Annotated in this window: 20 protein-coding genes; 7 read left to right on the top strand and 13 right to left on the bottom strand. The window is 67.8% G+C overall.

The window, feature by feature from the left end:
• Positions 1–32 precede the first annotated feature (32 nt).
• Genes VFW04_07105 through VFW04_07125 form a run of 5 tightly spaced genes read right to left on the bottom strand, consistent with a single transcriptional unit; the run spans position 33 to position 7393 of the window.
• A complete protein-coding gene (locus VFW04_07105) occupies positions 33–3113 on the bottom strand; it encodes an efflux RND transporter permease subunit (GenBank protein HEX5179080.1) in 3081 nt (1026 codons plus the stop codon).
• Positions 3110–4162: an efflux RND transporter periplasmic adaptor subunit gene (locus tag VFW04_07110; protein ID HEX5179081.1), complete on the bottom strand. Its 1053-nt coding sequence runs from the start codon at positions 4160–4162 to the stop codon at positions 3110–3112. The genes VFW04_07105 and VFW04_07110 overlap by 4 nt, the downstream gene beginning before the upstream one ends.
• The gene (locus VFW04_07115; protein ID HEX5179082.1) at positions 4162–5409 is read right to left on the bottom strand and encodes a TolC family protein; all 1248 of its coding nucleotides are present in this window, start codon (positions 5407–5409) and stop codon (positions 4162–4164) included. The genes VFW04_07110 and VFW04_07115 overlap by 1 nt, the downstream gene beginning before the upstream one ends.
• 42 nt (positions 5410–5451) lie before the next feature.
• On the bottom strand, positions 5452–6714 hold the full coding sequence (locus VFW04_07120) for a HAMP domain-containing sensor histidine kinase (GenBank protein ID HEX5179083.1): 1263 nt from the start codon (positions 6712–6714) through the stop codon (positions 5452–5454).
• Between the two features lie 7 nt (positions 6715–6721).
• Positions 6722–7393 carry a response regulator transcription factor gene (locus tag VFW04_07125; protein ID HEX5179084.1) on the bottom strand — a complete coding sequence of 224 codons (672 nt, stop codon included), beginning with the start codon at positions 7391–7393 and terminating at the stop codon, positions 6722–6724.
• 163 nt (positions 7394–7556) lie between these two features.
• Here VFW04_07125 and VFW04_07130 point away from each other — a divergent pair, with 163 nt between their 5' ends.
• From VFW04_07130 to VFW04_07160, 7 genes are read left to right on the top strand one after another with little or no spacing between them, the layout of a single operon-like run.
• On the top strand, positions 7557–8018 hold the full coding sequence (locus VFW04_07130; protein ID HEX5179085.1) for an NUDIX domain-containing protein: 462 nt from the start codon (positions 7557–7559) through the stop codon (positions 8016–8018).
• Between the two features lie 2 nt (positions 8019–8020).
• On the top strand, positions 8021–9709 hold the full coding sequence (locus VFW04_07135) for a phospholipid carrier-dependent glycosyltransferase (GenBank protein HEX5179086.1): 1689 nt from the start codon (positions 8021–8023) through the stop codon (positions 9707–9709).
• The gene (locus VFW04_07140; protein HEX5179087.1) at positions 9706–10908 is read left to right on the top strand and encodes a DegT/DnrJ/EryC1/StrS family aminotransferase; all 1203 of its coding nucleotides are present in this window, start codon (positions 9706–9708) and stop codon (positions 10906–10908) included. The genes VFW04_07135 and VFW04_07140 overlap by 4 nt, the downstream gene beginning before the upstream one ends.
• Positions 10905–11909 carry a glycosyltransferase gene (locus VFW04_07145; protein ID HEX5179088.1) on the top strand — a complete coding sequence of 335 codons (1005 nt, stop codon included), beginning with the start codon at positions 10905–10907 and terminating at the stop codon, positions 11907–11909. The genes VFW04_07140 and VFW04_07145 overlap by 4 nt, the downstream gene beginning before the upstream one ends.
• Complete coding sequence (locus VFW04_07150) at positions 11906–12853, top strand: formyltransferase (protein HEX5179089.1); 948 nt, start codon at positions 11906–11908, stop codon at positions 12851–12853. Before VFW04_07145 ends, VFW04_07150 begins: the two co-directional genes overlap by 4 nt.
• Complete coding sequence (locus tag VFW04_07155; protein ID HEX5179090.1) at positions 12850–13884, top strand: bifunctional UDP-4-keto-pentose/UDP-xylose synthase; 1035 nt, start codon at positions 12850–12852, stop codon at positions 13882–13884. The genes VFW04_07150 and VFW04_07155 overlap by 4 nt, the downstream gene beginning before the upstream one ends.
• Entirely contained in the window at positions 13881–14810 is a 930-nt protein-coding gene (locus tag VFW04_07160) for a polysaccharide deacetylase family protein (protein HEX5179091.1), read from the top strand. The genes VFW04_07155 and VFW04_07160 overlap by 4 nt, the downstream gene beginning before the upstream one ends.
• Before the next feature lie 8 nt (positions 14811–14818).
• Here VFW04_07160 and VFW04_07165 read toward each other — a convergent pair whose 3' ends face one another.
• From VFW04_07165 to VFW04_07200, 8 genes are all read right to left on the bottom strand, one after another.
• Positions 14819–15277, bottom strand: coding sequence for a hypothetical protein (locus VFW04_07165; GenBank protein ID HEX5179092.1), 459 nt, complete (start codon positions 15275–15277; stop codon positions 14819–14821).
• Positions 15274–16131 (bottom strand): acyltransferase, encoded by an 858-nt coding sequence (locus tag VFW04_07170; GenBank protein HEX5179093.1) that lies wholly within the window; start codon positions 16129–16131, stop codon positions 15274–15276. Before VFW04_07170 ends, VFW04_07165 begins: the two co-directional genes overlap by 4 nt.
• Positions 16132–16212: 81 nt before the next feature.
• Entirely contained in the window at positions 16213–16872 is a 660-nt protein-coding gene (yihA, locus tag VFW04_07175) for a ribosome biogenesis GTP-binding protein YihA/YsxC (protein HEX5179094.1), read from the bottom strand.
• Positions 16859–19249 carry an endopeptidase La gene (gene lon, locus VFW04_07180; protein ID HEX5179095.1) on the bottom strand — a complete coding sequence of 797 codons (2391 nt, stop codon included), beginning with the start codon at positions 19247–19249 and terminating at the stop codon, positions 16859–16861. Before lon ends, yihA begins: the two co-directional genes overlap by 14 nt.
• A gap of 160 nt (positions 19250–19409) precedes the next feature.
• On the bottom strand, positions 19410–20660 hold the full coding sequence (clpX, locus tag VFW04_07185; GenBank protein HEX5179096.1) for an ATP-dependent Clp protease ATP-binding subunit ClpX: 1251 nt from the start codon (positions 20658–20660) through the stop codon (positions 19410–19412).
• Between the two features lie 134 nt (positions 20661–20794).
• Complete coding sequence (clpP, locus tag VFW04_07190; GenBank protein HEX5179097.1) at positions 20795–21418, bottom strand: ATP-dependent Clp endopeptidase proteolytic subunit ClpP; 624 nt, start codon at positions 21416–21418, stop codon at positions 20795–20797.
• A gap of 56 nt (positions 21419–21474) precedes the next feature.
• Entirely contained in the window at positions 21475–22719 is a 1245-nt protein-coding gene (gene tig / locus VFW04_07195; protein HEX5179098.1) for a trigger factor, read from the bottom strand.
• A gap of 94 nt (positions 22720–22813) precedes the next feature.
• Positions 22814–24733, bottom strand: coding sequence for a M1 family metallopeptidase (locus VFW04_07200; GenBank protein ID HEX5179099.1), 1920 nt, complete (start codon positions 24731–24733; stop codon positions 22814–22816).
• Positions 24734–25050 lie beyond the last annotated feature (317 nt).

Below are 25050 nucleotides of genomic sequence, written 5' to 3' on the forward strand. Positions count from 1 at the left end.
GCGTCGTGGCGAGCGGGAATTTCCGCGCCGGCCTACCAGGCCGCCGCCGAGCGGCGCCGGGCGCGGATCGCCATGACTAACGACGGCACCACGTACAGGGTGATCGGCGTCGACAGGGCCAGCCCGCCGATCACAGCCAGCGCCAGCGGGCGCTGCAGCTCGCTGCCGGGGCCCAGGCCTAACGCGAGAGGGAGAAGCCCGAACAGCGTACAGAGCGTGGTCATGAGAATCGGCCGCAGGCGCACCCGCGCCGCGTCGCGGAGCGCCGCGTCCAGCGCCATGCCCTCGTGCCGCATCCGGTACCGCGTGAAGTCGAGCAGAATGATGCCGTTCTTCACGATCAGCCCCACGAGCAGAATCAGCCCCATGAACGACGACACGTTGAGCGGCGTGCCGGTGATGAGGAGGAGCAGCACCGCGCCGACGAACGACACCGGCGCCGCCAGCGCGATGATGAGCGGCTCGATGAACGACTCGAATTGAATCACCATCACGGCGACCACGCTGACACCGGCCAGGCCTAACACGAGCAGGAGCGCGCGAAACGCTTGCTGCTGGCTCGCGTACTGCCCGGCGAGCTCCACGCGGATGCCGGCCGGCGGCGGGTGGGCCGCGAGCACCGCTTTCACATCTTTGATCACATCGCCGAGCGAGCGGTTGCTGACGTCGGCGGTCATGTCGAGCATCTGCTGCTGGTTCTCGCGGTCCAGCTCGGCCCGCGAGTCCACGGCGTGCACCGAGGCGAGGCTCGACAAGGGGACAATGGCGCGGCCGGTCGCGCCGGTCATGACGGGCAGCGAGCCCAACCGCAGCGGGTCGTACCGCACCGAGTCCGGCGCGCGCACGCGCACGCCGATGGGACGGTCGCCCGCGTGTACCTGGCCGGCGTCCACGCCTAACAGGGACGCGCTCACCGCGCTCCCGACCTGCGCCGGGGTGAGGCCCACCCGCGCCGCCTCGGCGCCATCCACCCGCAGCAGCATCTCGGCGGCAGGCTCGCTCACGCCATCGTACAGGTCCTCGATTCCATCCACCTTCGACATCGGCTCGGCCAGCGTTTTGGCGTAGCGCTCGAGCGCGTCGAGCTGCGCGCCGAACAGTTTGATCTCGACGGGCCGCGCCGCACCGGCGAGATCGTTGATGACGTCGGAGAGAATCTGCACGAACTCGATGTGCAGCCGCGGAGCAGCGGCCTGGATCCTGGGCCGCACATCGTCGATCACCTCATCGACGCTGCGGTGGCGCTCCGATCGCGGCACCAGGCGCGCCACGATGTCCCCGCTGTTCTGCTCGGTCGCGAACAGGCCGAGCTCGGCGCCTAACCGGCGCGACGTGCCGGAGATTTCGGGCGTCCGGGCGAGGATGCTCTCGGCGATGCGAACCTGGCGGTCGCTCTCCGCGAGCGCCGTGCCGCCCGGCGTGAAATAGTCGAGCACGAACGCCCCTTCGTCCATCTCGGGCAGGAACCCGGTGCCGGTGAACTGGTAGGCCACCACGCCGCCCGCGGCCAGCAGCGCGGCGATGACCACCGTGCGGCCGGGATGCCGGAGCGCCGCGTCGAGGGAGCGGGAGTACGCGTCCGTTAGGCGTCCGAGCATCCGCCCGATGCGGGCGCTGATACCGGATCCCCGCTCGTCCACGCCTCCGCCTTCCACGTCGTGCGCCGTCACGAATTGTTCGCTCAGCAGGGGGATGATCGTGAGCGCGAGCAGCAGGGACACCAACACCGCGATGGACAGCGTGATCGACAGCGCGTGGAAGAACTGTCCCACCACGCCTTGCAGCAAGCCGAGCGGCAGGAACACGACCACCGTGGTGATGGTCGACGAGGTCACCGGCCACACCAGCTCGCGCACGGCCTCCCGGATCGCGGCGTGCCGGTCGGCCGTGAGATGGACGTGCCGCGCGATGTTCTCCGTGATCACGACGGCGTCGTCGATCACCAGGCCGATCGCGATGGCCATTGCGCCTAACGTCATCAGATTGAACGTCTGGCCGAGCAGCCGCATCACGAACACGGTGATCATGAGCGTGAGCGGGATCGACGTCGCGCTGATCGCGGTGATGCGCGCGTGCCGGAGGAACACGAGCAGGATCAGCACCGCGAGCACGGCGCCGACGAGCATCGCGTCGCGCACCGACCGCACCGCGTCGCGCACCAGCGATGCCTGGTCGTAGACCGGCTTGAGCCGCACGCCCGGCGGCAGCGTGCGCTGGACCTGCCGGGCGATCGCCGCGACGCTGTCGGCGATGAGCAGCGTGTTGCCGCCGATCTGCCGGGTCACGTTGAGCAGCGCCGCCGGGCGGCCATCGCCGGCGATGACGCTCACGTGGTCCTCCGTGCCTAACATGACCGTGGCGAGGTCGCGCACCCGCAGTCCGTCGGACACGACCACGTTGGCCACGTCATCGACATCGTGCGCCTCGTTGTCGGTGACGATGAGATACTGCCGGTAGTCGCGTGCGACGCGGCCGACGGCCTGCGGCGTGATCGCGGAGTCGATCGCCGCCGCGAGGTCATCGTACGACAGGCCGGCCGACGCCAGCCGTTCGGGGTCGGCCACCACTTCGATTTCCCGGACATCGCTCCCCTGCACATCCACCAGCCCGACACCGGGGATGCGCGAGAGCAGCGGCTTGATCTGGTACCGCGCGATGTCGTACAACGTGGCCGGATCGCCGCCCTCGAGGTTGTACGACAGGATCGGAAAGAGCGATGGCGTCAGCCGCGCCACTTCGATCTGGATGCCCGGCGGCAGCTGCTGCTGCGCTTCGTTCACGCGCGCCTGCACGAGTTGCAGCGCGTAGATCATGTCCGTGTTGGGCGCGAAGGTCACGTCGATCTGCGATGAGCCGCGAATCGTCTTCGAATCGACGCGGCTCACGCCGGGCACCACGCTCACCGCTTCCTCGAGCGGCCGGGTGATGCTGAACACGATCTGCCGCGCGCCTAACGCAGACCCCTGCGCCACGATCGTGATGCGCGGGAACACGAGCTCCGGATAGATGGCCGAGGGCAGCTGGAGCGCCGCACCGATGCCGGCGGCGCTCAGCAGCGCCACCACCAGATAAATGAAGCGGCGTTGCCGGACGAGGTGGTCGAAGAGACTCACGGTTTGACCGGGACGATCTTCGCGCTGTCCGCCACGCCGTAGGCTCCGTAGGTGACGACGCGCTCGCCGGCGGCGAGCCCTTTCAGAATCTCGGCGTCGGTCTCCGTGCGCGCGCCGACGTCGACGTCCCGCGCATGCGCGACGCCGGACGAATCCACCACGTAGACGCGGTAGCCTTCGCCCTCCGGCACGAGGGCCTGGATCGGCACCGACACCGCGTCGGCGTGCACCGCGACATCGATCCGCCCGAAGACGGTTTCGCCAATGCGCAGCGCGCGCGCCGGGTGGTCGAGACGCGCGCGGACACCGACGCTGCGCGTGGCCGAGTCGAGCGTCACGGCGACCGATTGCACGATGCCGTCGCCCAGCGTCTCGCCGCCGGCGTTCGCGCCGGCCACGAGCGACACGCTGTCGCCGGCATGCACGCGCGCCGCGAGCGCCGGAGAGAGCGCGAGCACGATGTCCAACGCCGACGGATCGGCCACTTCCACGACGAGCTGCCCCGGGTCGACCGACTGGCCTAACACGGCATTGAGGCGCGTCACCACGCCGGAAATCGGCGTGCGCAGCGTCGCCAACTCGGCGTTCCGTTGGGCGGCGCTGAGCGCTGCCTGCGCCTGCGCCAGCTCCGCACTCGCCGTCTCCTCGTCCTTGCGCGGCGCGATGCCCTGATCGGCCAGACGCGCCGCGCGGTCGAAGCTCGCCTGCGCAGTCGCGACCGCGGCGTGCGCGCTCCTGGCCGCGGCGTCGAACGGCGCGTGATCGAGCTCCACCAGCGCCTGTCCGGCGTGCACGCGCTCGCCGACCGCGACGTCGATGCGCAGCACGCGCGCCGTGGCCGGTGCGGACAGCGCCGCCAATCCCCGCGGTCGGGCCGCAACGGTGCCGATCGCGTCCACCGTTTCGATGAACGGATGCCGGGTTGCTTGCGCGGTGCGGGCGCCGACCACCGGCGGCGGTCCGGCGCCCGTGTCGTCGCTCGCCTCATCGCCGCGGCGGCACGATACGGCAACCACGGCGAGCGCGCACAACAGGAGGAATCGTGGCATTACGGGCTCTGGCTGGAAGCGGTCGCCAGCCGGAGCGCCGCATCGGCGATCTGGGCGGCGGCGACGTCGTCGACGAATTGCAGCAGCATCCCGCGCGCGTTCCGCTGTGCCTCCAATACGTTAGGCAGCGCGGACGCGCCTTCGGAATACGCGGCGAGCGACATGCGGGCCACCGTGTCGGCGCCGGCCAACAGCTGCCGGTCGCGCTCCGCGCGCGCAATGGCTAACGCCCGCTCGCGCGCCGACCGCAAGCGCTCGGCGTCGCTCTCGCGGGTGGCGAGCGTGAGCTGTGCGCGCGCGCGATCGCGCGCCGCCTGCGCGGTCGCGATGGCACCGCCATGCCGATCGAACAGCGGCAGCGGAATCGTCACGCCGAACAGCGGCAGCGCGCCCGGCTCCTGCCCCGTCGGATCGCCGCCCTCGATGCCCGCTTCGACCGACGGTGCGGCGAAGACGTTGCGTCGTTCCAGTGTGTACGATCGTTCGGCGGCATCGAGGTCGGCGCGCGCGGCCGCAACGGCGAACGGGGCCGCGCTGTCGGCCGGCGGCGACGGATCGGCGGCAGGAATGACGAGGCTGTCGGCGAGCGAGATGGCGGGCGTGTCGGCCGTCATGCCCATCAAGCGTTGCAGATCGAGCAGCGCCAGGACCGCGGTGAGCGAGTCGTCCTGCGCGGTATTTTCGAGCTGTCCTGCGTTGATCTGCGCCAGCTTCACATCCAGCTCGCTGGCGTCTCCCGCCTGCTCCCGGCGCTGCGCCATGTGAAACAGGCTGTCGGCGTCGAGGGCGTCGCGCCGGCCTAACCGAGCGTGTTCCTGGAGGGCGAGCACGCGCGCGTAACTGGTCTCGGCGACGAACGTCACCGACGCGCGTGCGAGACCCAGACGCAGCGTCGCCGCGTGCTGGCCGGCCGCGGCTGCGCCGACGCGCGGGTTGCGCACCCACGGAAAGTCGAGGGGAATGTCGAGCATCGAGTGGTGCCGCGGAATGTCCTTCGTGTACTGAAACGAAAACGTCGGGTTGGGATACGCGCGCGCGCTGGACAGCCCCGCTGCAGCCGTCGCGCTGTCGGCGCCGGCCAGCGCCAGGAGCGGCTGCGAGGAGAGCGCCGCGGCGACTGCCTGCGCGCGCGTGTACGGCTGTTGGGCGTGCGCGCATGGCGCCGACATGGCGCCGGCTGCGATGGCGGCACCGACCAGGAGCGCACGCCTCGCAGTCGGATGCGGCGGAGGGATCGTGGAGCGCATTCGCAGTGAAATTAGGCGGCGTAGCTGTCAGCGGGATTACAGTCAGGGCGCGCGCGGAAATCGCAGTGTAACCGTGGTGCCGGCGCCCGGCGCCGAATCGAGCGAGACCGTCGCGCCGTGCGCCGTGGCGATCCACCGGGCGATCGAGAGGCCGAGGCCGGCGCCGGGCGCGCGCTCGCGCGCGTTTTCGGCGCGGTAAAATCGGTCGAACACGTGCGGCATCTGGGCTGCCGGGATGCCGATCCCCGTGTCGGCGATGACGACGGTCGACGTTCCGTTGGTCGCCGAAACATCCACGCGCACCCGTCCGCCGTGCGGCGTGAATTTCACGGCGTTGTCGAGAATCTGCATGAGCAGCTGACGGACGAGCGCGCGGTCGCCGATGATCGGGCTTTCCTCGAACGTCCCGACGTCGAGCGCCACGCCGCGCTGCCGCGCCAGGACGTGCGCGGCGTCGGCCGCATCGAGCGCGATGTCGTCGAGGAAGAAGGGCTCCTGTGCGACCGGCCATTCCCCGGCGTCGGCGTGCGCGAGCGTAAGCAGGTCGCCCACGATGCCGCCTAACCGCTCGGCCTCTTCTTCGACGCGGGTCAGCGTCTCGATGTAGGCGGATGGCTCGCGCTCGCGTTGGAGCGCGACTTCGGCCCGCGTCCTGAGCACGGCGATCGGCGTGCGCAATTCGTGCGCGGCGTCGGCCATGAACCGGCGCATCTGCGACATGGTCGCCTCGACTGGCGCGGTGGACTTGCGCATGAGAATCCAGCCGCCTAACGCAACCAGCAGCAGCGCGGCCAGCGAGGCGCCGCCGAACGCGCCGATCAGCGACGCATAGCGGTCCTCGAGCTCCACGCGGTCGGCGGCCGCCAGCGCGATGTAGCGCGTGCCGCTCGACGTGGTGAACGCCGCGGCGTGAATGCGCAGCGTGTGGCCGTGGCCTATGTGCGAGTTGAGCGTCACATCCCCCGCCGCGATCGCGCGCTCAGCGGCGCGCGTCACCCACGCCGGCGCCGACGGCGGCTTGAAGGGCGCTGCCGCCGCCGTGAGCAGAAAGAGCTGCCGGTCGGGGATGTGCAGCTCATCCACCGCGTCCACGACCTGGCCCCGGGCTTCGGCCGCTTCCATTTCTCGAATGTTCGCAGCGCGCATGAGCTGCTCGGTGGCGGCCTCGAGCGACGTATCGAGCTGGGCCGTGATCTGCGACCGGATCACCGCGAACAACCCCCCGCCTAACAACACGAGGATGAGCCCGAACGTCGCCGCGTACCAGGCGGTGAGGCCGAGCCGGATGCGTGTCAGCGGCTGCATCGATCGCTCAGGACTGCCCAAACCGGTAGCCCGCGCCGCGCACCGTGTGGATGAGGCGCGGCGTGAAGCCCTCGTCGATCTTGCGCCGCAACCGCCGGACGAGTACTTCGAGCACGTTGGTGAACGGATCGTGGTTGTCGTCCCACACGTACGCCGTAATCGCCGCGCGATCGACGACTTCTCCCTCGTGCTGCAGAAAGAACTCGAGCAGCGTGTACTCCTTGCCGGTGAGCACGATCTCCGTTCCGGCGCGCCGAACGCGGTGGGCGCGGAGATCTACCTCGAGGTTCTCGATGCGCCGAAGGGATGGCTCGAGACGCGGCTGACGTCGCGCGAGTGCGTGGATGCGCGCGAGCAGCTCGCGAAACGCGAACGGCTTCACGAGGTAATCGTCGGCGCCGGCCTCCAGACCGCGGACGCGATCGTCGACGGCGCTCCGCGCCGTGAGCATCAGGATGGGCGTCGCGATGTCGCCGCTGCGCACCTGCGCGCAGAGGTCGAGGCCGCTTCCGCCCGGCAGCATGATGTCGAGTATGATGACATCGTACGCGTGCGAGAAGGCCGCATTGCTTCCGTCGGCGAACGTGTGCACGATCACCGCGTCGATATGCTGTTCGCCCAACCCGTCGCGCAAAATGCGCGAGAGCTCGGGATCATCTTCAACGATTAGAACGCGCATGGCGAAATGATCACGCCGGAAAGGTGGGGTCCGAACGCGACGCTCCGCAATCGAGCGCCCTGGTCGCCGAGGCGTCCGAGGCCCTACTCTGCCTGGCGCGGCGATTCCTGCGTGCAAGGGCGTTTCGCCGCGTTCCCGCTCACCACCTTCTATCTTTCGCGCCATGATCGAAGCCCGGGTTGCCACCGTCGACGTGTATCCGCTCCGGCGTCACGGCACCGAGTGGCGCACGCTCGTGCTCGAGCGCGCGGCCAACACGCGATGCACCGGCGCGTGGGAAGCCGTGCACGGCCACATCGAGCCGGGGGAACGACCGGAAGATGCAGCGATCCGTGAAATCGCCGAGGAGACGGGTCTCATCGTGACGCACCTGTACAATGTCACGGTGCAGCCGTTCTACCTGCACACGTTGCACGTGGTCACGCTTGCGGTTGCGTTTGCCGGCATCGTGGGCGAGGGCAGTGTGCGATTGTCGGGCGAGCACGCGCGATCCGAGTGGGTGTCGATCGACGATGCGGTTCGGCGGTTCGCCTGGCCGCGCTCGGCGGTGGCGCTGCGGGAAGCCGCCTACTTGTTGCGCGGCGGGGATGGCGGCGCCGTGGACGACGTGCTGCGAGTGCGCTGAGCGTGACCGGCGCGGCCGGCCCTTTGCCTAACGGAGCGGCGGCGCGGGGCGAGCGGCGCGTGCTGCTCGTCCTGCTCTTCGTCTTCGCGGCACTGCTCATGCTCGAGCTGCCCGGGTCGTGGCTCATCGAGCCCGACGAGGCGCGCTATGCCGAAGTCCCGCGCGAGATGCTGGCGTCGCACGACTTCGTGACGCCGGAGTTGAACGGCGCGCACTACTTCGAAAAGCCTCCGCTCCTCTATTGGACGAACGCCCTGTCGATGCATGCGTTCGGGCTCACGGCCTACGCGGCGCGCTTGCCGACGCGCCTGGCTGCGTTGGGCACGGCCGCGCTGCTCGTCGTCGAGCTCGAGACGCCGGAGCTACCGGGGTGGGGCTTGTGGGCGGCGCTCATCCTTCTGTCGGCGCCGTTGAGCTTCGTGTTGGGCCGGTACAATCTCACCGACGGCATCCTGACGCTCGCGCTCACGGGGGCGTTCTTCGCGCTGCGGCGCTTTCTCGCTGCCGGCGAGCGAGGCGCCCGGGCCACCGGCGCCCTGGCTACGTTAGGCGCCTGCGTCGCCCTGGCGATGCTGGCCAAGGGACTCATCGGTATCGTGTTTCCGGGCCTCGTGCTGCTCGTATGGGCCGCCGTCACCGGCCGCTGGCGACGCGTCGGCGACGCGCTCTGGTCGCCCGCGCCAATCGTGTTTCTCGTCCTCGCCGCCCCCTGGTTCGTGCTCGTCCAACACGCCAACCCTGCCTTCGCCTCGATCTTTTTCGTACGGGAACATTTCGCACGCTTCGCCACCGGCGAGGCGAGACGGGCCGGCCCGATCTATTACTTTGTCGCCGCATTCATCGCCGGATTCGTCCCGTGGACGTTCGTCACGCCGCGTTCCGTTAGGCAGACGATGGACGCGTGGCGCGCCCGCGCCGCCGCGCACCCCGATGCGCTCTTCTTCTCCGTCTGGTTCTGCGTCGTCCTCGTGTTCTTTTCCCTGTCGCGCTCCAAGCTGCTCCCGTACATCCTCCCGGCCTTCCCGGCCGCTGCCGCGCTCGTCGCCCGCGCCGTGCTGACGCGCACCGAGAGCGTGAGGCGCGCGCTCGTCGTCCACGCCGTCACCGTGACCATCGTGGCGATCGGCGGCGTCGGGTATGGCCTGGCGAGCGGCGAGCTGCGCCGCTATCACGCCGTGGCGTTCGCGGTGTTGGGCGCGGCACTTCTCCTCGCCGGCGCCTGGATCGGAGTGTCACTCGCTCGCGCGCACGGTAGACGCGCGCTGCTGCCGGCCGTGTTGGGCTGGGGCGGCGTCTACCTCGCCATCATTCTCGCCCTGCCGCAGTTTGCCGACGACCTCTCCGCGCACAACCTCGCGCTCATCGCGGCGCGCACCACTGATGCGGAAGTCGTCTCGTATCGCTGCTACCCGCAGGAGTTCCCCTGGGTGCTTCGCCATCCGATCGCCGTCGCCGACTACGTGGACGAGCTCGGCTCCGACGGCGTGCGATCGCCCGAGTTGTATTGGTCGCGCGCAGAGTTCTGGAAACGATGGAACTCGCCCGAGCACCTGGTGGTCGTCATCAAGCGCCGCGCCCGCGCGGAGTTCGATGCCTCGCCGGCGCCGGGGACATCCCTCGGCGCAAATCGGAAGTATGTTGTATTGGCGAATTTTCCGGCACGAGCCGCGTCCCCGAACCCGACGAGATGACCGAATCCGCCCGCCCACCCGCGTTGCATCCCGCGGAGCGCACGACCTTCCTCCCGTTCTCGCGCCCAACGATCGGCGACGCGGAGATCGCCGAGGTGGTCGACAGCATGCGCTCGGGGTGGATCACGACCGGTCCCAAGGTGGAACGGTTCACGAACGAATTCGCCGCGTACGTCGGCGCGCGCCACGCGTCGGCGGTGTCGTCGGCCACCGCGGGCCTCCACCTCGCGCTTCTGGCGCACGGCATCGGGGTGGGGGATGAGGTCATCACGTCGCCCCTGACGTTCGTGGCAACGCTCAACGTCATCGAGCTCGTCGGCGCGACGCCGGTGCTCGCGGACATCGATCGGCACACGCTGCAGATTCGCGTCGACCACGTGGCGCGTCGCATCGGCCCGCGCACGCGCGCGATCATTCCCGTGCACTTCGTTGGGCAGCCCGTGGATCTCGACCCGCTGCTCGACCTCGCGCGCGCACACGATCTGGTGTTGATCGAAGATGCGGCGCACGCCGCGGGCACGGAATACAGAGGACGGCGCATCGGTTCGTTCCCGACCACGAGCGTGTTCTCGTTCCACCCGAACAAGAACATCACGACCGGCGAAGGCGGCATGGTGGTGTCGCACGACGAAGACGTGATGTCGCGCGTCACGCTGCTCAAGTTCCACGGATTGAGCCGCGATGCATGGAAGCGCTTCGACCGCGCCGGCTCGCCGCGGTACGATGTCGCGATCCCCGGCTTCAAGTACAACATGATGGACATGCAGGCAGCGTTAGGCATCCACCAGCTGCCGCAGCTCGACGCGTTCATCGAGGCGCGACGGCGCCTGGCCGAGCGGTATCAGGCGGCGTTCCGCGGGCTCGATGCGCTCCTCTTGCCCGAGCCGGTGCCATACCCGTCGCGCCACGCGTGGCACCTCTACACGCCGCTGCTCGATCTCGATGCGCTCACCATCGGTCGCGACGCGTTCATGGCCGAGCTCAAGGCGCGCAACATCGGTGTGGGATTGCACTACACGGCGGCGCACGAATTCTCGTACTATCGCGATCGCTACGGCTGGCGGCCGGATGATTTCCCGGATGCGCACTTCGTGTCCGACCGCATTCTCTCGCTGCCGCTGTATCCGACGCTCACCCACGCCGATCAGGATGACGTGATCGCCGCCGTGCGCGACATTGCCCAACGGAGCGCGCGATGAGCGGCGCGCCGCGGGCCAAGGTGTCGGTGGTGATCCCGGTCTACAACGAGGAAGCCAACATCCCCGAGCTGGTGCCGCGCGTGTTCGCGGTGCTCGACGCACTCGATCGGCCGTCGGAGGTGATCTGCGTGGACGACGGGAGCCGCGATCGATCGCTCGACCTGTTGCGGGACCTCGTGGATCGCTATCCCGACAGGCTCCGCGTCGTCGAGCTCAGTCGGAACTTCGGGCAGCACCCCGCCATCCTGGCCGGCTTTGCCATCGCCGGCGGCGATGTGGTGGTCACGCTGGATGCCGATCTCCAGAACCCGCCGGAGGAGATTCCGAAGTTGCTCGCGCTCTCCGACCAGGGATTCGATGTGGTGGGCGGCGTGCGCGAAGTGAGGCGGGACAGTTTGTTCCGCCGCGTCGCATCGCACGTCGTGAATCGTGTCACGACGGCCATCACCGGCATCCGCATGACCGACTACGGGTGCATGCTGCGCGCGTATTCGCGCGAGGTGATCGATCTCATCAATCGGTGCGAGGAGTCGTCCACGTTCATCCCGGCGCTCGCGCAAACGTTCTCGCGGCGGCCGGCCGAAGTGGCCGTCCGCCACGCCGAGCGACGCGCCGGCGCCTCCAAATATTCGCTCTATCGGCTGTTCCGCCTCAACTTCGATTTGATGACGGGATTCTCGGTCGTGCCGCTGCAGGTCTTCACCTTGTTCGGATTCCTCACGGCGAGCGGCGGCCTCGTGTTGGGCATATATCTCCTGATCCGCCGGTTCGTGCTGCTGCGGGCCTCGGAGGCCGACGGCGTGTTCACGTTGTTTGCGCTCGCGTTCGTGGTGATGGGCGTGCTCATGGCAGGGTTAGGCATCGTGGGGGAATACGTCGGACGCATCTATCAGGAGGTGCGCGGCCGTCCGCGCTATCTCGTGCGGCGCGTCTACGGCGCGACGGGTGCGCTAATGCGCCTCGAGGACGGCGGGGTCGAAGGATCGGTGCCCCGCCCATGAAAGGGCCGCGCATCGCGCTCTTCGCCTACGCCGACGTCGGTCACGCTTGTCTCTCGATGCTGCTGGAGCGGGACGCGCACATCGCCGTCGTGTACACGCACGCCGATGCGCCGGGCGAGTCTACGTGGTTTCCGTCGGTGGCGTCGCTCGCGGTGCGCAACGGGATCCCGGTGCGGCTCGACGCGCGCCTCGACGAACACGCCCAACTGGCCGGTCTGCGGTCGGCCGCGCCGGACCTGGTGCTCTCGTGCTACTACCGGTCGATGCTGCCCTTGGCCGCGCTCGCCGTGGCGCCGTTAGGCAACTTCAACGTGCACGGCTCGCTCCTGCCGCGCTACCGCGGACGCGCCCCCGTCAATTGGGCCGTGCTCAACGGGGAAACGGAGACCGGCGCCACACTCCACGTGATGACCGCGCGCGCCGACGCCGGCGATATCGTCGATCAGGAAGCCGTCCCGATCGGTCCCGACGACACGGCGTGCGAGGTCCAGGCGCGCGTGCGCGACGCCGCCGTGCGAATCCTCGATCGCCAACTCGACGCACTCGCGGCCGGATGCGCACCCCGCCGGCCCCAGGATGCCACGCGCGCCACCACGTTCGGCAAGCGCCGGCCCGAAGATGGCGCCTTCGTGTGGACGCAGAGCGCCACCGCGATCCATAATCTGGTGCGTGCGGTGTCGCACCCGTATCCCGGCGCCTTCACGCCGCACGCGAGACGAACGCTGTATCTCTGGCGAACGCGGAATGGCGGCTGGAGCGCGCAGGGCGCGCATCCGGGCGAGATGCGGATGATCGACGACCGGCTCTACGTCGCGTGCGGGTCCGCCGACCCCCAATGGCTCGAGATCGTGCGCGCGCAGATCGATGGCGATATCGAGCGCGATGGCGCAGACCTCGCGCGCCACCTCGCGCTCCACGCGCCTAACACTCAACCCGCCACATGAAAGTCCTCATCCTCGGCGTCAACGGCTTCATCGGCAACGCGCTGACCGAACGCATTCTCACCACCACGGATTGGGAAGTGTTCGGCCTCGACATGTCTGCCGAGAAGATCGAGCCATTCCTGGAGAACAAGCGCTTCCGCTTCCTCGAGGGTGACATCGCGATCAACAAGGAATGGATCGAGTACCACATCAAGCGGTGCGATGTCGTGCTGCCGCTCGTCGCGATCGCCACGCCGGCGACGTACGTGCGCGATCCGCTCTCGGTCTTCGAGCTCGACTTCGAGGAAAATCTGCGCATCGTCAAACAATGCGTGCGCTACACGAAGCGCGTCGTGTTCCCGTCCACGTCGGAAGTGTACGGCATGTGCCCGGACGCCGAGTTCGATGAGTATCGCTCGACGCTCGTGTACGGTCCGATCCACAAGCAGCGCTGGATTTATTCGACGAGCAAGCAGCTGCTCGATCGCGTGATCTTCGCCTACGGCCAGCAGGCCGGCTTGAAGTTCACGCTGTTCCGGCCGTTCAACTGGATCGGTCCGCATCTCGACAACGTGGACTCGCCCAAAGAGGGCTCGTCGCGCGTGCTGACGCAGTTCCTCCACAACATCCTGTACGGCGAGCCGATCAAGCTCGTGGATGGCGGGCGGCAGCGTCGATCGTTCACGCACATCCGGGACGGCATCGACTGCTTGATGCGCATCCTGGTGAACGAGAACGGCGTGGCCGACGGCGAGATCTTCAACATCGGCAATCCGGCCAACGACGTCTCGATCCGTGAGCTGGCCGAGCGCCTGCTCGCGGGAGTCGCGCGCTACCCGGGCTACGAGGATGCCGCCCAACGCACCTCCATCGTCGAGGTGCGCTCGGAGTCCTACTACGGCGACGGCTATCAGGACATTCCGACCCGCGTCCCGTCCGTCGCGCACGCCGCCGCGAAGTTAGGCTGGGCGCCCCGCATCGGGTTCGACGACGCCATTCGGTTGACGCTCGACTTCTACCTGGGGTCGCGCAAGCGCCCGTTGGTCCCGTGACGCATCCGGCGCCGGCGGCGCCGTCCGGCCGGCGCATTGCGCTCAAGGTGGACTGCGATACGTATCTCGGCACCCGCGCCGGCGTACCGAATCTGCTGCGCGTGCTCGGCGCGCGCGGCATCCGCGCGACGTTCTTCTTTACGTTAGGCCCGGATCGCTCGGGGCGGGCCGTGGCGCGGCTGTTCACGCGAAAGGGGTTTCTGCGCAAGATGCTCCGCTCGCGCGCGCTGTCGATGTACGGTCCCCGGACGGCGCTCTACGGGACGCTGCTCCCGGCGCCGCTGATCGGCAGGCGGTTGGCGTCGGACATCCGCCTGGTGGCCGACGGCCACGAGGTGGGCGTGCACGCGTGGGATCACGTGCGCTGGCACGACAAACTCGGCCGCCTAACGGAAGCGCAGATCGCCGCCGACTACAGTCGAGCGCACGACGCGTTCGCCGAGATCTTCGGCCGGCGCGCGCGGGCGTCGGCGGCGCCCGGCTGGCACGCCACGGCCCGGTCGCTTGCCGTCCAGGACCGCTACGACCTCGCGTACGCCTCGGATACACGCGGCGGCCCGCCGTTCTACCCCGAGGCCGGCGGAACGCGCTTTCGCACCATCCAGCTGCCGACCACGCTCCCGACGTGGGACGAGACGTACAACTCGCGGGAGACGCCGGATGATGCGTCGCTCATCGCGTTTTATCGGCGGGCGGTCTCCGGCACCGAGATCCACTCGATCCACACCGAAGTGGAAGGCACGGCGCTGCTCGGGCTGTTCGAGCGCCAGCTCGACGCATGGCTGGCCGATGGGGTCGCGTTCGTGGCCCTGGAGACGATCGCCGCCGAGTGCCTAACGCAACCCGGCCGCGTGCCGGTGCGCCGCATCGTCCGCGCCGAGCTGCCGGGACGCGCCGGGCAGATCACCGCGAGCGTGCCGCTCTGATGCGCCGATCAACCGGCCGCCGCGGCTCCCGAGCAGCGGTCCAGCAGCGCCTTCCCTGACTGCTGCACGGCCTGCGACGCCGGACGGCCGTCTTCGACCCAGCCCGAGCGCGTGTAGTGGCGGAGCACCGTCTCGGTGCGCACCTCGATCGTCGACCCGCGCTCGCCGTTGGCCTTCGTCTGCACGACCAGCTTGTCCACCTGCTGCTGCTCCTCGGGCAGCTGGCCCGACGCGTCCCGATTGATGCGTTGGGCATCGATCGAACCCTCGCGCTCGTTCCACGTGCGCGGCGTGTAGCCGAGCTCCTTGAGCTGGTCCATCGAGCACGTGAACGCGTCGCCGCGCGTATGCGCGCTCGTACCACTCAGCGTCGGCCAGTACGTGGCGCAGGCCGCAGTCATCGCGGCCAGAGCGACGCCGCCGAGCAGCCGGCGTGCGACACTCGCGAACCTGGAGCGATCCATCACGCGCGTCCGCCTCCTCCGGTAGACCGCTGCCGCGCCGTCGGCAGACACTCGTCGAGCTTGGCCGGCGCGTTCGGCTTGACGCGCACGCTCTTGGCCGGGATGCCAACGTTCACGTGGTGGGGCCGCACATCTTTGGTCGCCACCGCGACCGCGCCGACCATGGCGTCGCACCCGACGTGCACGCCCGCCAGCACCGTGGCGTGGTACGTGATGCGCACGCCGTCGTCGATGCGCGTGGTCGCGTTGGTCACGTCGCGCTGATCGACGATGCTGTGCGTGTGGCTGTACACGTTGGCGTAGTCGGAGATGGAGACCTTGTTGCCTAACACAATGCCGCCACGGTCGTCCAGCAGCACGTGGCGGTGGATCACGACGTCGTCGCCCACCTCCATGTTGTAGCCGAACGAAAATTCGACGTGTTGGAACGCCTTGAAATTCTCGCCGCAGCGCTTGAAGATGCGCGACGCGAGGAGCCGGCGCAGCCGCACCCCGATGTCCACGTTCTGACCGCCTAACGGAGACCGGTCGAAGCTGTACCAGAGCCAGAGCAGCGGTTTCACGCGCTGGTAGCGCGCCTGGTCGCAGTCCGCGTAGTACTCGGGCTCGAGGGTCACGTTGCGCGGATCGAGCGCCAGCAGTGCCGCCCGCGTGGCCAGGGGCAGCGCCTCGTCCTCGACCGCGCTGTCCCAATTGCGCGCGAACCCCGGATACCAGATCTCGCACAGCGCCCGGCGACACAGCGTGTTGCGATCGCCGTCCTCGTGCGAGAGGCCATCAGCGATCTGCTCGAGCCAGGCGTCGGCGACCTGCGCGCCCGGAGCGGGGGACAGCTTCTTGAGGGGCAGAAGAGCCATGTGGTACCGTAACACAAAAGCGTCGCAGGGGGAACGGACCGATCTGGATCTGCGACACGCCAGGTTGCATGCGGGCTCGCGCTACGGCTGCCGCCACGATGGCGCCGCGATGAGATCTTCGATGGCGCTCGCCAGCTCGTCGCGGCCCGCTCTCGTCACGGCGCTGAACGGAATCACCTGATCGGCCTCGAGCCCGAGTGCCGCCGTGATCTCGCGAACCCGCGCCGCCGCCTGCGCCCGCGACAACTTGTCCACCTTCGTGACGGTGACAATCGTCGGCGCGCCGAGCTCGGCGATGAACTCCAGCATCTGACGGTCGTCCGGCGACGGATCGCGCCGCACATCCAGAAGTTGGACGATACCGCGAAGCTGCACGCTCGACTCGAGGTAGGCGTTGATGAGCGGCCGCCATTTCGCGCGCTCTTCCTGCGATACACGCGCGTAGCCGTAGCCGGGCAAGTCCACGAGCACCAGCGCGTCGTTCACCGAAAAGAAGTTGATCTCGCGCGTCTTCCCGGGCTGCTGGCTGACCCGCGCCAACGAGTGGTGCCTCACGAGCGTGTTGAGCAGCGACGATTTCCCCACGTTGGATCGCCCGCTGAAGGCGACTTCGGGCAACCCGGCGTCCGGACGCCAACCATCGGGTGAGGCTTGTCCGCCCAGAAATTCCAGGCGTCGAATGACGAGCGCTTCCGATCGCGATCCGGACTGCGGTTCCTCGCTGCCGTCAGTGCGCGACATCGGACACCGCCATGCCGGTATCGACGTGGCGGTCCGCGCGCAGCGCGAGTGACAACACCTCGTCCATCGTCGACACCGGATGGAACGTCAGCCCCTCGCGAATGTCGGGCGCGATCTCGTCCAGCTCGCGTGCGTTGGCCGCCGGCATGATGATGTGCGCGACGCCCGCCCGCCGGGCCGCGACGAGCTTCTCCTTGAGTCCGCCGATGGGCAGCACGCGTCCGCGGAGGGTGACCTCGCCGGTCATCGCCGTGTCGCCGCGCACGGCCGCGCCGGTGAGCGCGCTCACGAGCGCGGTCGCGATCGCGATGCCGGCGGACGGGCCATCCTTGGGCGTCGCGCCGGCGGGAATGTGCACGTGGATGTCGCGGCCGCGGGCAAAATCCGCGTCGATGCCCAACAAGCTGGCGCGCGACCGCGCGTAGCTTAGCGCCGCGCCGGCGGATTCCTTGAGCACGTCGCCTAACGTACCCGTCAATTGCAGGCGGCCCCGCCCGCGCACCACCGCCACCTCGATCTCGAGCAGATCGCCGCCGACCGACGTGAACGCGAGGCCCGTGGCCACCCCCACCCGATCCTCGAGCTGCGTCCGATCGTCGTCATACGGCCGCACGCCCAGCAAGCCGACGAGATCCTGGGGCGCGATGGTGATCGGCGTCGCGGTCACGGCGGGGTTGGCGGCCGCGCGCCGGGCCAGCTTGCGGGCGATGCGCGCGATGCGGCGCTCGAGCTCGCGCACGCCGGCTTCGCGCGTGTAGCCCCGCGCGATTTCCGTGAGCGTATCCGGCTGGATGGTCACCAGGGCCGGGTCGATCCCGTGGGTCCGCAGCTGCCGCGGGACCAGGTACTGCCGCGCGATGGCGTGTTTCTCGTGGTCCACGTAGCCCGGGAGCCGGATGATCTCCATGCGGTCGCGCAGCGGCTCCGGAACCTGGCCTAACGAATTGGCCGTCGTGATGAACAGCACCTGCGACAGGTCGTATTCGACATCGAGGTAGTGATCGCTGAACGCGCGGTTCTGCTCGGGGTCGAGGACTTCGAGCAGCGCCGCCGCCGGGTCGCCGCGCCAATCCTGTCCCATCTTGTCGACCTCATCGAGCAGAATCACCGGGTTGACGACGCCGGCGCGCCGCATCGCCTGGAGCACGCGGCCGGGCAGCGACCCGATGTACGTGCGGCGATGCCCGCGGATCTCGGCTTCGTCGCGCACGCCGCCCAACGACATGCGGGCGAAGCGCCTGCCTAACGCACGGGCGATCGACCTGCCCAACGACGTCTTGCCGACCCCGGGCGGGCCGACCAGGCACAGGATCGGCCCCTCGAGCTTCCCGACCAACGCCAGCACCGCGATGTAGTCGAGGATCCGCTCCTTCACGTCCTGCAGCCCGAAGTGATCCTCGTCGAGCACCGCCTGCGCGCGCGACACGTCCAGCAAATCGTCCGTGCGCTCCGTCCACGGGAGCCCCAACAGCCAGTCGAGATAGTTGCGCCCAACGGTCGACTCGGGCGACAGCGGCGGCGTACGGCGCAGCTTTCTCAGCTCGCGCTCGGCTCGCTCCCGCGCGTGCTCGGGCAGCCCTTTCGACGCGATCGCCGACTCCAGCTCGTCGAAATCGTCGCTGTCTTCCTGGCCCAGCTCGCGGTGAATCGCCTTGAGCTGCTCCTGCAGGTAGAACTCGCGCTGATTCTGAAACAGCGAGCCCCGCACGTCGTTCTCGATCTTGCGCTCGAGCCGCAGGATCTCGATCTCGGCTGTGAGCACCGCCGCCAGCCGCTCGGTGAGCGACGCGAACGACGGCGACTCCAGGAGATTCTGCCGCACCATATGCCGCACCTGCAGATGCGCCGCGATCGCGTAGGCGAGCCGCTCGCGCGATTCGCTGCCCTGTACGAGCGACAACACTTCGGCCGGAAGCCGCCGGTGCAGCCCGACGTATTCCTCGAACAGGCTGGCCGCCCGCCGCGACATGGCGTCGTCCGAGGCCGCGGTCGACTCCGCCCGCAGCGGGTCCGCGGTCACCGCGGCCCGCAAGAGAGCGCCGCCCGGCGTGTATCGCGCCGCACGTGCGCGCGCGACGCCTTCCAGCAACACCTTCGTCGTCCCGTTGGCCAGCCGCGAGACCTGCAGTACCCGCCCAACGACGCCGGTGCGGTACAGAGTGGACGCGTGCGGTTCCTGCACGTCGCCGTCGCGTTGGGCAACCAGGAAAATCCAGCGGTCGCCGGCTATCGCCTGCTCGATGGCCGCGAGCGATCCCGGCCGCCCTACGAGCAGCGGGATGACCATGTACGGAAACACCACCACGTCCCGCAGCGGCATCACCGGCAGGCGGTCAGGAACGTCGAAGGTTTCGTCGCCGCGGACGATGGTGAGCATGGGAGGAATATAGGAACAGCGCCTCGCGTACGGCGCGCCACCGAACCGGATCAGGCGGGTCGCAGTCGCCTGGGCGAGCGAACTCGAGCACGGCCCCGGGTGCTGCCGTCGATTTCCTATTCCCAAAGCGTCGCGGCTACGCCGCGCGCTTGCCAGGTTTTCAGGCCTCTTTCTTCTGGCGCTTTGCCGAGAGCTCGAGCAATGGCGGCGTTCCGTTCAGCACGCACGACTCCGTGATCTTCACTTCGGTGATGTCGTCGCGGCTCGGCAGGTCGAACATCACGTCCGTCATGATCTCTTCGAGAATGGCGCGCAACCCGCGCGCGCCGGTGCCGCGCTTGAGCGCCTTTCCGGCGACGGCGCGCAATGCACTCTCGTCGAACGTGATTTTCACTTCCTCCAGCTCAAAGAGCTTGGTGTACTGCTTGGTGAGCGCGTTCTTGGGCTCCTTGAGGATGCGCACGAGCGCCTCGTCATCGAGCGCTTCGAGCGCGACGCACACCGGGAGACGCCCAACAAGCTCCGGAATCAGGCCGTAGCGGAGCAGGTCGTCCGGCTCGACCTCGGCGAACGGATTCTTCGCCAGATCCTGCACCTTGCCGTTCTGCACCTCTTCCTTGGTGAATCCGATTTGCCGGCGGCCGATGCGCGATTCGATGATCTTCTCGAGCCCGTCAAACGCGCCGCCGCAGATGAAGAGGATGTCCTTCGTGTTGATCTGGATGTATTCCTGCTGCGGATGCTTGCGTCCGCCCTGGGGCGGGACGGAGGCGACGGTGCCTTCCAGGATCTTGAGCAGCGCTTGCTGCACGCCCTCGCCCGACACGTCGCGCGTGATGCTCGGGTTCTCGCTCTTGCGCGCGATCTTGTCGATCTCGTCGATGTACACGATGCCGCGTTCGCATTCGGCGACGTTGAATTCGCCGGCTTGCAGGAGCCTAACGAGAATGTTCTCGACGTCTTCGCCGACGTAGCCTGCTTCGGTGAGCGTCGTGGCATCGGCGATGGTGAAGGGAACGTCGAGGATGCGCGCGAGCGTCTGGGCCAGGAGCGTCTTGCCGACTCCCGTTGGGCCGATGAGCAGGATATTGGACTTGTCGAGCTCGACGTCGTCCTCGCGTCCGCTCGCGGAATTGATGCGCTTGTAGTGGTTGTAGACGGCGACGGCGAGCGCCTTCTTGGCTTTTTCCTGCCCGATCACGTACTGGTCGAGGACTTCTTTGATTTCCTGCGGTGTGGGGACTTGCGTGATCGCTTCGGCGACCTCGCGCTCTTCATCCTCGGCGAGAATTTCGTTGCAGAGCGCGATGCACTCGTTGCAGATGTAGACGGAAGGACCGGAGATGAACTTCCGAACGGAATCCTTCGACTTGCCGCAGAACGAGCAACGCAAGTTTTTGTCGTGCGACATAGGGGTCCGCGGGAACAGGTGAAGCGGGCATCAGCTTGCTCCCCCATTGACGGGGGGTGCGGTGGGGTGGCGATACTTAACACCCCCAAAAATGACGGTCAAGCGTCGTCGTCGACACGTTCATGTGAACTAATTCACAAGGTCGCCTTCCGCTCCGTTGTCGCCAGCGCCCGGGCCTGTACGATCACGTTGTCGATCAGCCCGTACTGCTTGGCCTCGTCGGACGACATGAACCGGTCGCGGTCCACGTCGCGCTCGATCTGTTCTACCGTGCGGCCGGTGTGCTTCGCCATGAGCTCGTTCATCTTGGACCGCAAATACAGGATCTCTTTCGCCTGGATCTCGATGTCCGCCGCCGTACCTTGGGCGCCACCGGAAGGCTGGTGGATCATGATCCTGGCGTGCGGCAGCGCCGATCGCTTGCCCGAGGTCCCGGCCGCGAGCAGGAAGGCGCCCATGCTCGCCGCCATTCCCATGCAGATGGTCCGGATTGGCGAGTTCATGAACTGCATCGTGTCGTAAATCGCCATGCCCGCCGAAACGCTGCCGCCCGGCGAGTTGATGTAGAGATTCACGTCCCGTTCTGGATTATCGGCGTCGAGAAAGAGAAGCTGAGCGATGACGATGTTCGCGACGTCGTCGTTGATCGGCGTCCCCAGGAACACGATCCGGTCCATGAGCAAGCGCGAAAAGATGTCGTAGGTGCGCTCGCCGCGGCTCGACCGCTCGATGACGTACGGGGGATAAATGGTCGACATGGTGCTCCAGCTCCTTGATCGTGTGACCTGCAATGCCTGCCCGATGCCTTACGGACTCACCCTTCTTCGATCGTGTTCTTCTCTTTGAGCCACGAGAACACTTTGTCTTCCGTGATCGACCGCTCCAGTTCTTTGATTCTACCTGCCTTCTGTAACGACGCGTAGACCTGGCCAGGATCAACGCCGCGCTTGGACGCCATGTCCGCTACACGGTCATCGATGTCGGCTTCCGTCGCCTCGAGCTTCTCATTCTTGGCGATCGTGTCGACGACGAGGTCGCGCCGCACCTGGCGCTCGGCCATGGGGCGAAACTCGCGTTCGAAGCGCTCCTTCTCGCCCTCGGGGATCTGGTAGGCTTCCGCGTACGCCTGCATCAGCTGGCTGACCCAGCTGGGCGGGATCTCGAACGGGTTGGCGCCGATCACCTCATCCACGAGCTTCTGGCGCACCTGCGCGTCGGCCTCACGGTCGGCGTCCTTCTGGAGGTCTTCGCGAACCGTCTTGTTGAGTGCCGCGAGCGAATCGAAGTCGCCGACTTCCCGCGCGAATGCATCGTCGAGCGCGGGCAACGACTTTCGCTTCACGTCTTTGACGGTGACTCTGACCTGCTTCGTGGCTCCCCGCTGCGCCTCGTCGGGGAAATCCTCGGGCCACTTCACCGCGCGCTCCAGGGTGGCGCCCGTCGGCGTCTCCATGATCAGCTCTTCGATGCCGGGAATGGCCTGGCCCCCGCCTAACACAATCCTGTATTCGCTGCCGTCGCCCATCGCGCCCGACTCGTCGGCCGTTGCCAGCTGCACGGTGACCATGTCGCCGGGCTGGCCGCGCTCCTCGACTGGCGCCCATGCCGCTTTCTGCTCGCGCATTGAATCGATCTGCTCGCGTACGTGATCGTCGGTGACAACGCGCGGCGTGCGGGTGACGCGGAAGCCCACGGTGCGGGGCAGCTCGATGGACGGACGGATTTCGAGGTGCAGCTCGAAGGTGAGGGGCTGTCCATCGATGAATTTGAGCTCGTGCACGTGCGGCTGCGTCGCCAGCTCCACCTTCTCGCGCTCGAGCACTTCCTTGAACGCGTCTTGCACGGCGGACTCGATGGCTTCCTGACGAATCGCGACAGCGAACTTCTTGCGCACCATCGCGGCCGGTGCCTTACCGGGGCGAAAGCCGGCCAGCCTGACCTGCGACGCATAGCGTTTTGCCGCACGGTCCTCGCGCTCGCGCACTTCTTCGATCGGCACCGACACCTCGAGCAGGCGCTCGAGTCCCTCGGTCTTTTTCGGCGTGATGGCGATGTTCATGGGCGAAAAATAGGCGACGGGAGGGTCCGAGTGCAGAGGGGAGGGCCGCCCGAGTCCCTCTGGCGCGACGCGCTAGACGGGATCCGGCGCACGGTCACCCGTGCGTCCAACGATTGTCCTGCGGCTTGAGGTCCTGAAATCGATTTTCCGGATCGAGCTGTACTGAGCGAACCGCCTTACCCGACGACGGGACCGCGATCGTGAGCGTCGTGTCGCCGGCAAACCAGACGCTCGCGGGGCGGACCACCGTTTGCGAGGAGCCGTCGGACCACGTGATGCGCGCGATGACCGGCATGGCCATGGTGCCGTGGTCCGCCAAATCGATCACGACCTGGCCGTGTTGCTCGTGCACGCCGGTGATCGCCTGGTCGAACGTCTCGCTATTGAACCACCATGCATTCCAGAACCAGCCGAGGTCCTGTCCGAGCTCATGGTCCATGAACATGAAGAAATCCCAGGGCGCGGGATGCTTGAACGCCCAGGCGTGCGCGTACGCGGCGAACGCGTTCTTGACCGCCGAATCGCCCACCACGCCGCCTAACGCATACAGCGCGACCGGCGCCTTGGCGTACGCCTGCTCTTCGTAATACGGGCCGGCGTAATCCGACGGCCACATGAGCGTCGGCTCGAGATCCTGACCCGCGACGGCGCGATAGGCCTGGATCCATTCGCTGAAGGTCGGTGGTTGCTTTTCGTACGCGGCGTCGGAAAACAGATCGATGTAGTCGTTGAAGCCTTCATCCTGCCAGCCGTACCGCGTTTCGTCGGAGCTCACGGTCATCGGGAACCACTCGTGTCCCAGCTCGTGGGTGATCGTGCTCAGGTCGGCGCTGCAGAACACGATCATCGGATACTCCATGCCGCCTTCGGGTCCGTCGGCCACCGAGGCCTGCGGGAACGAGTACGGCATGACCATCTTCGAGTGGTGCTCGAGCGCGAAGCGCGCGTACTGGGCCGACCGGCGATAATCCGTGTGTTCGGGCAGATAGAACACCTGCACGAGCGTCGGCGCCGGCGTGTTCGCGTGCGTCGCATCCAACACGTAGTCCTTGGATGTCGCGAACGCGAAGTCGTTGACGCGCGGGGCGGTGAAGTGCCACGTGAGCGACGTCCCGCTCGCCGTTGCCGATCCCGCGCCGCGGCCGGCGGCGTCGACGACGTGCACGGTGGTATCGGCGTGCATGGCCAGCGCGAGCCGGTCGCGCGCGGCCGGCGACAGGACGTCGGCTGCGTTAGTCAGCGTGCCGGTGGCGCCGACCAGCCAGCCGGCCGGCACCGTGATCTTCACGTCGAAGCGGCCGAACTGGTTGTAGAACTCGCCGAGTCCGAGGTACTGATCGGTGTCCCATCCGCGGAGGTCGTCGTACATGGCCACCTGCGGGTACCATTGCGCCACCTGATACAGCGACGTGCCCCAGCGGCCCATGCGTTCGGCGCGTTGGTCCAACGGGACGTTAGGCACCTCGAAATGCCAAGCTGCGTCGATCGTCGCCGACGCGCCGGGCGCGATGGGACGGTCGAGCCGGATCGCGGCCACGGTGCCGTGCACGGCGAAGGCGTGGGGATCGGCGAGCGACACCGCGTCGCCGTTCACGCTCAGCCGCTCCATCACATCGCCCTGCGTGATGTCGGTGACGTAGTCGTCGCGCGATTCCATGGCCGTGTTGTAGTTCTGCAGCAGCCTGAGCACGATCGCGTGGAGCGTGTCGGGCGACGTATTGTGCAGCGTGACGTGCTCGGTACCGTGCAGCACCGCGCTGTCCACGTCGAGCCGCGCGTCGATATCGTAGTCCACGCTTTGCTGCCAGTAGGTCTTGCCGGGCGACCCGGTGGAGTCGCGGGTGCCGGCGCGGTAGGCGCGCTCGATTTCCGGGCCGAGGGGGATGGTGCGCTGGACGGGCCGCGCGGGCCAGCGCCCGGACTGCGCGGTCGACATGCCGGGGAAGGCAATGGTTAGGCACGCCGCCGCCGCCGCCAGGCGGCCAGTGGGCAACGAAATGCGTCGAGTGGTCATTCGGGAGGGCGAGTGCAGGGTGGTATGCGAACCGCATTGGACGCGAGCCTACGGACGCGTTCCGGCTTGACTAACGCATCCCGGGCCGCATATTGGGGCCGGCACGAATGCATCCCGCAGCGCACCCCGCCGGTCCGTCGTCACGTATCGATCCGTTGAATCATAGCATCCGCCCTTGCGCGGCGGGTTGTCAGGAGAGAGTCATGACACGCAGTGCGCCTCGCTGCAGTGGTGGGGTAGTCGCCGGTTCACGCGGGCGGTCTCTCGTTTTGGAGATCGCGCTGCTGCTGGTCCCGCTGTCCGGTAGTGCGGCGCAG

This window comes from Gemmatimonadaceae bacterium (assembly GCA_036273715.1).
GTDB lineage: Bacteria > Gemmatimonadota > Gemmatimonadetes > Gemmatimonadales > Gemmatimonadaceae > JADGGM01.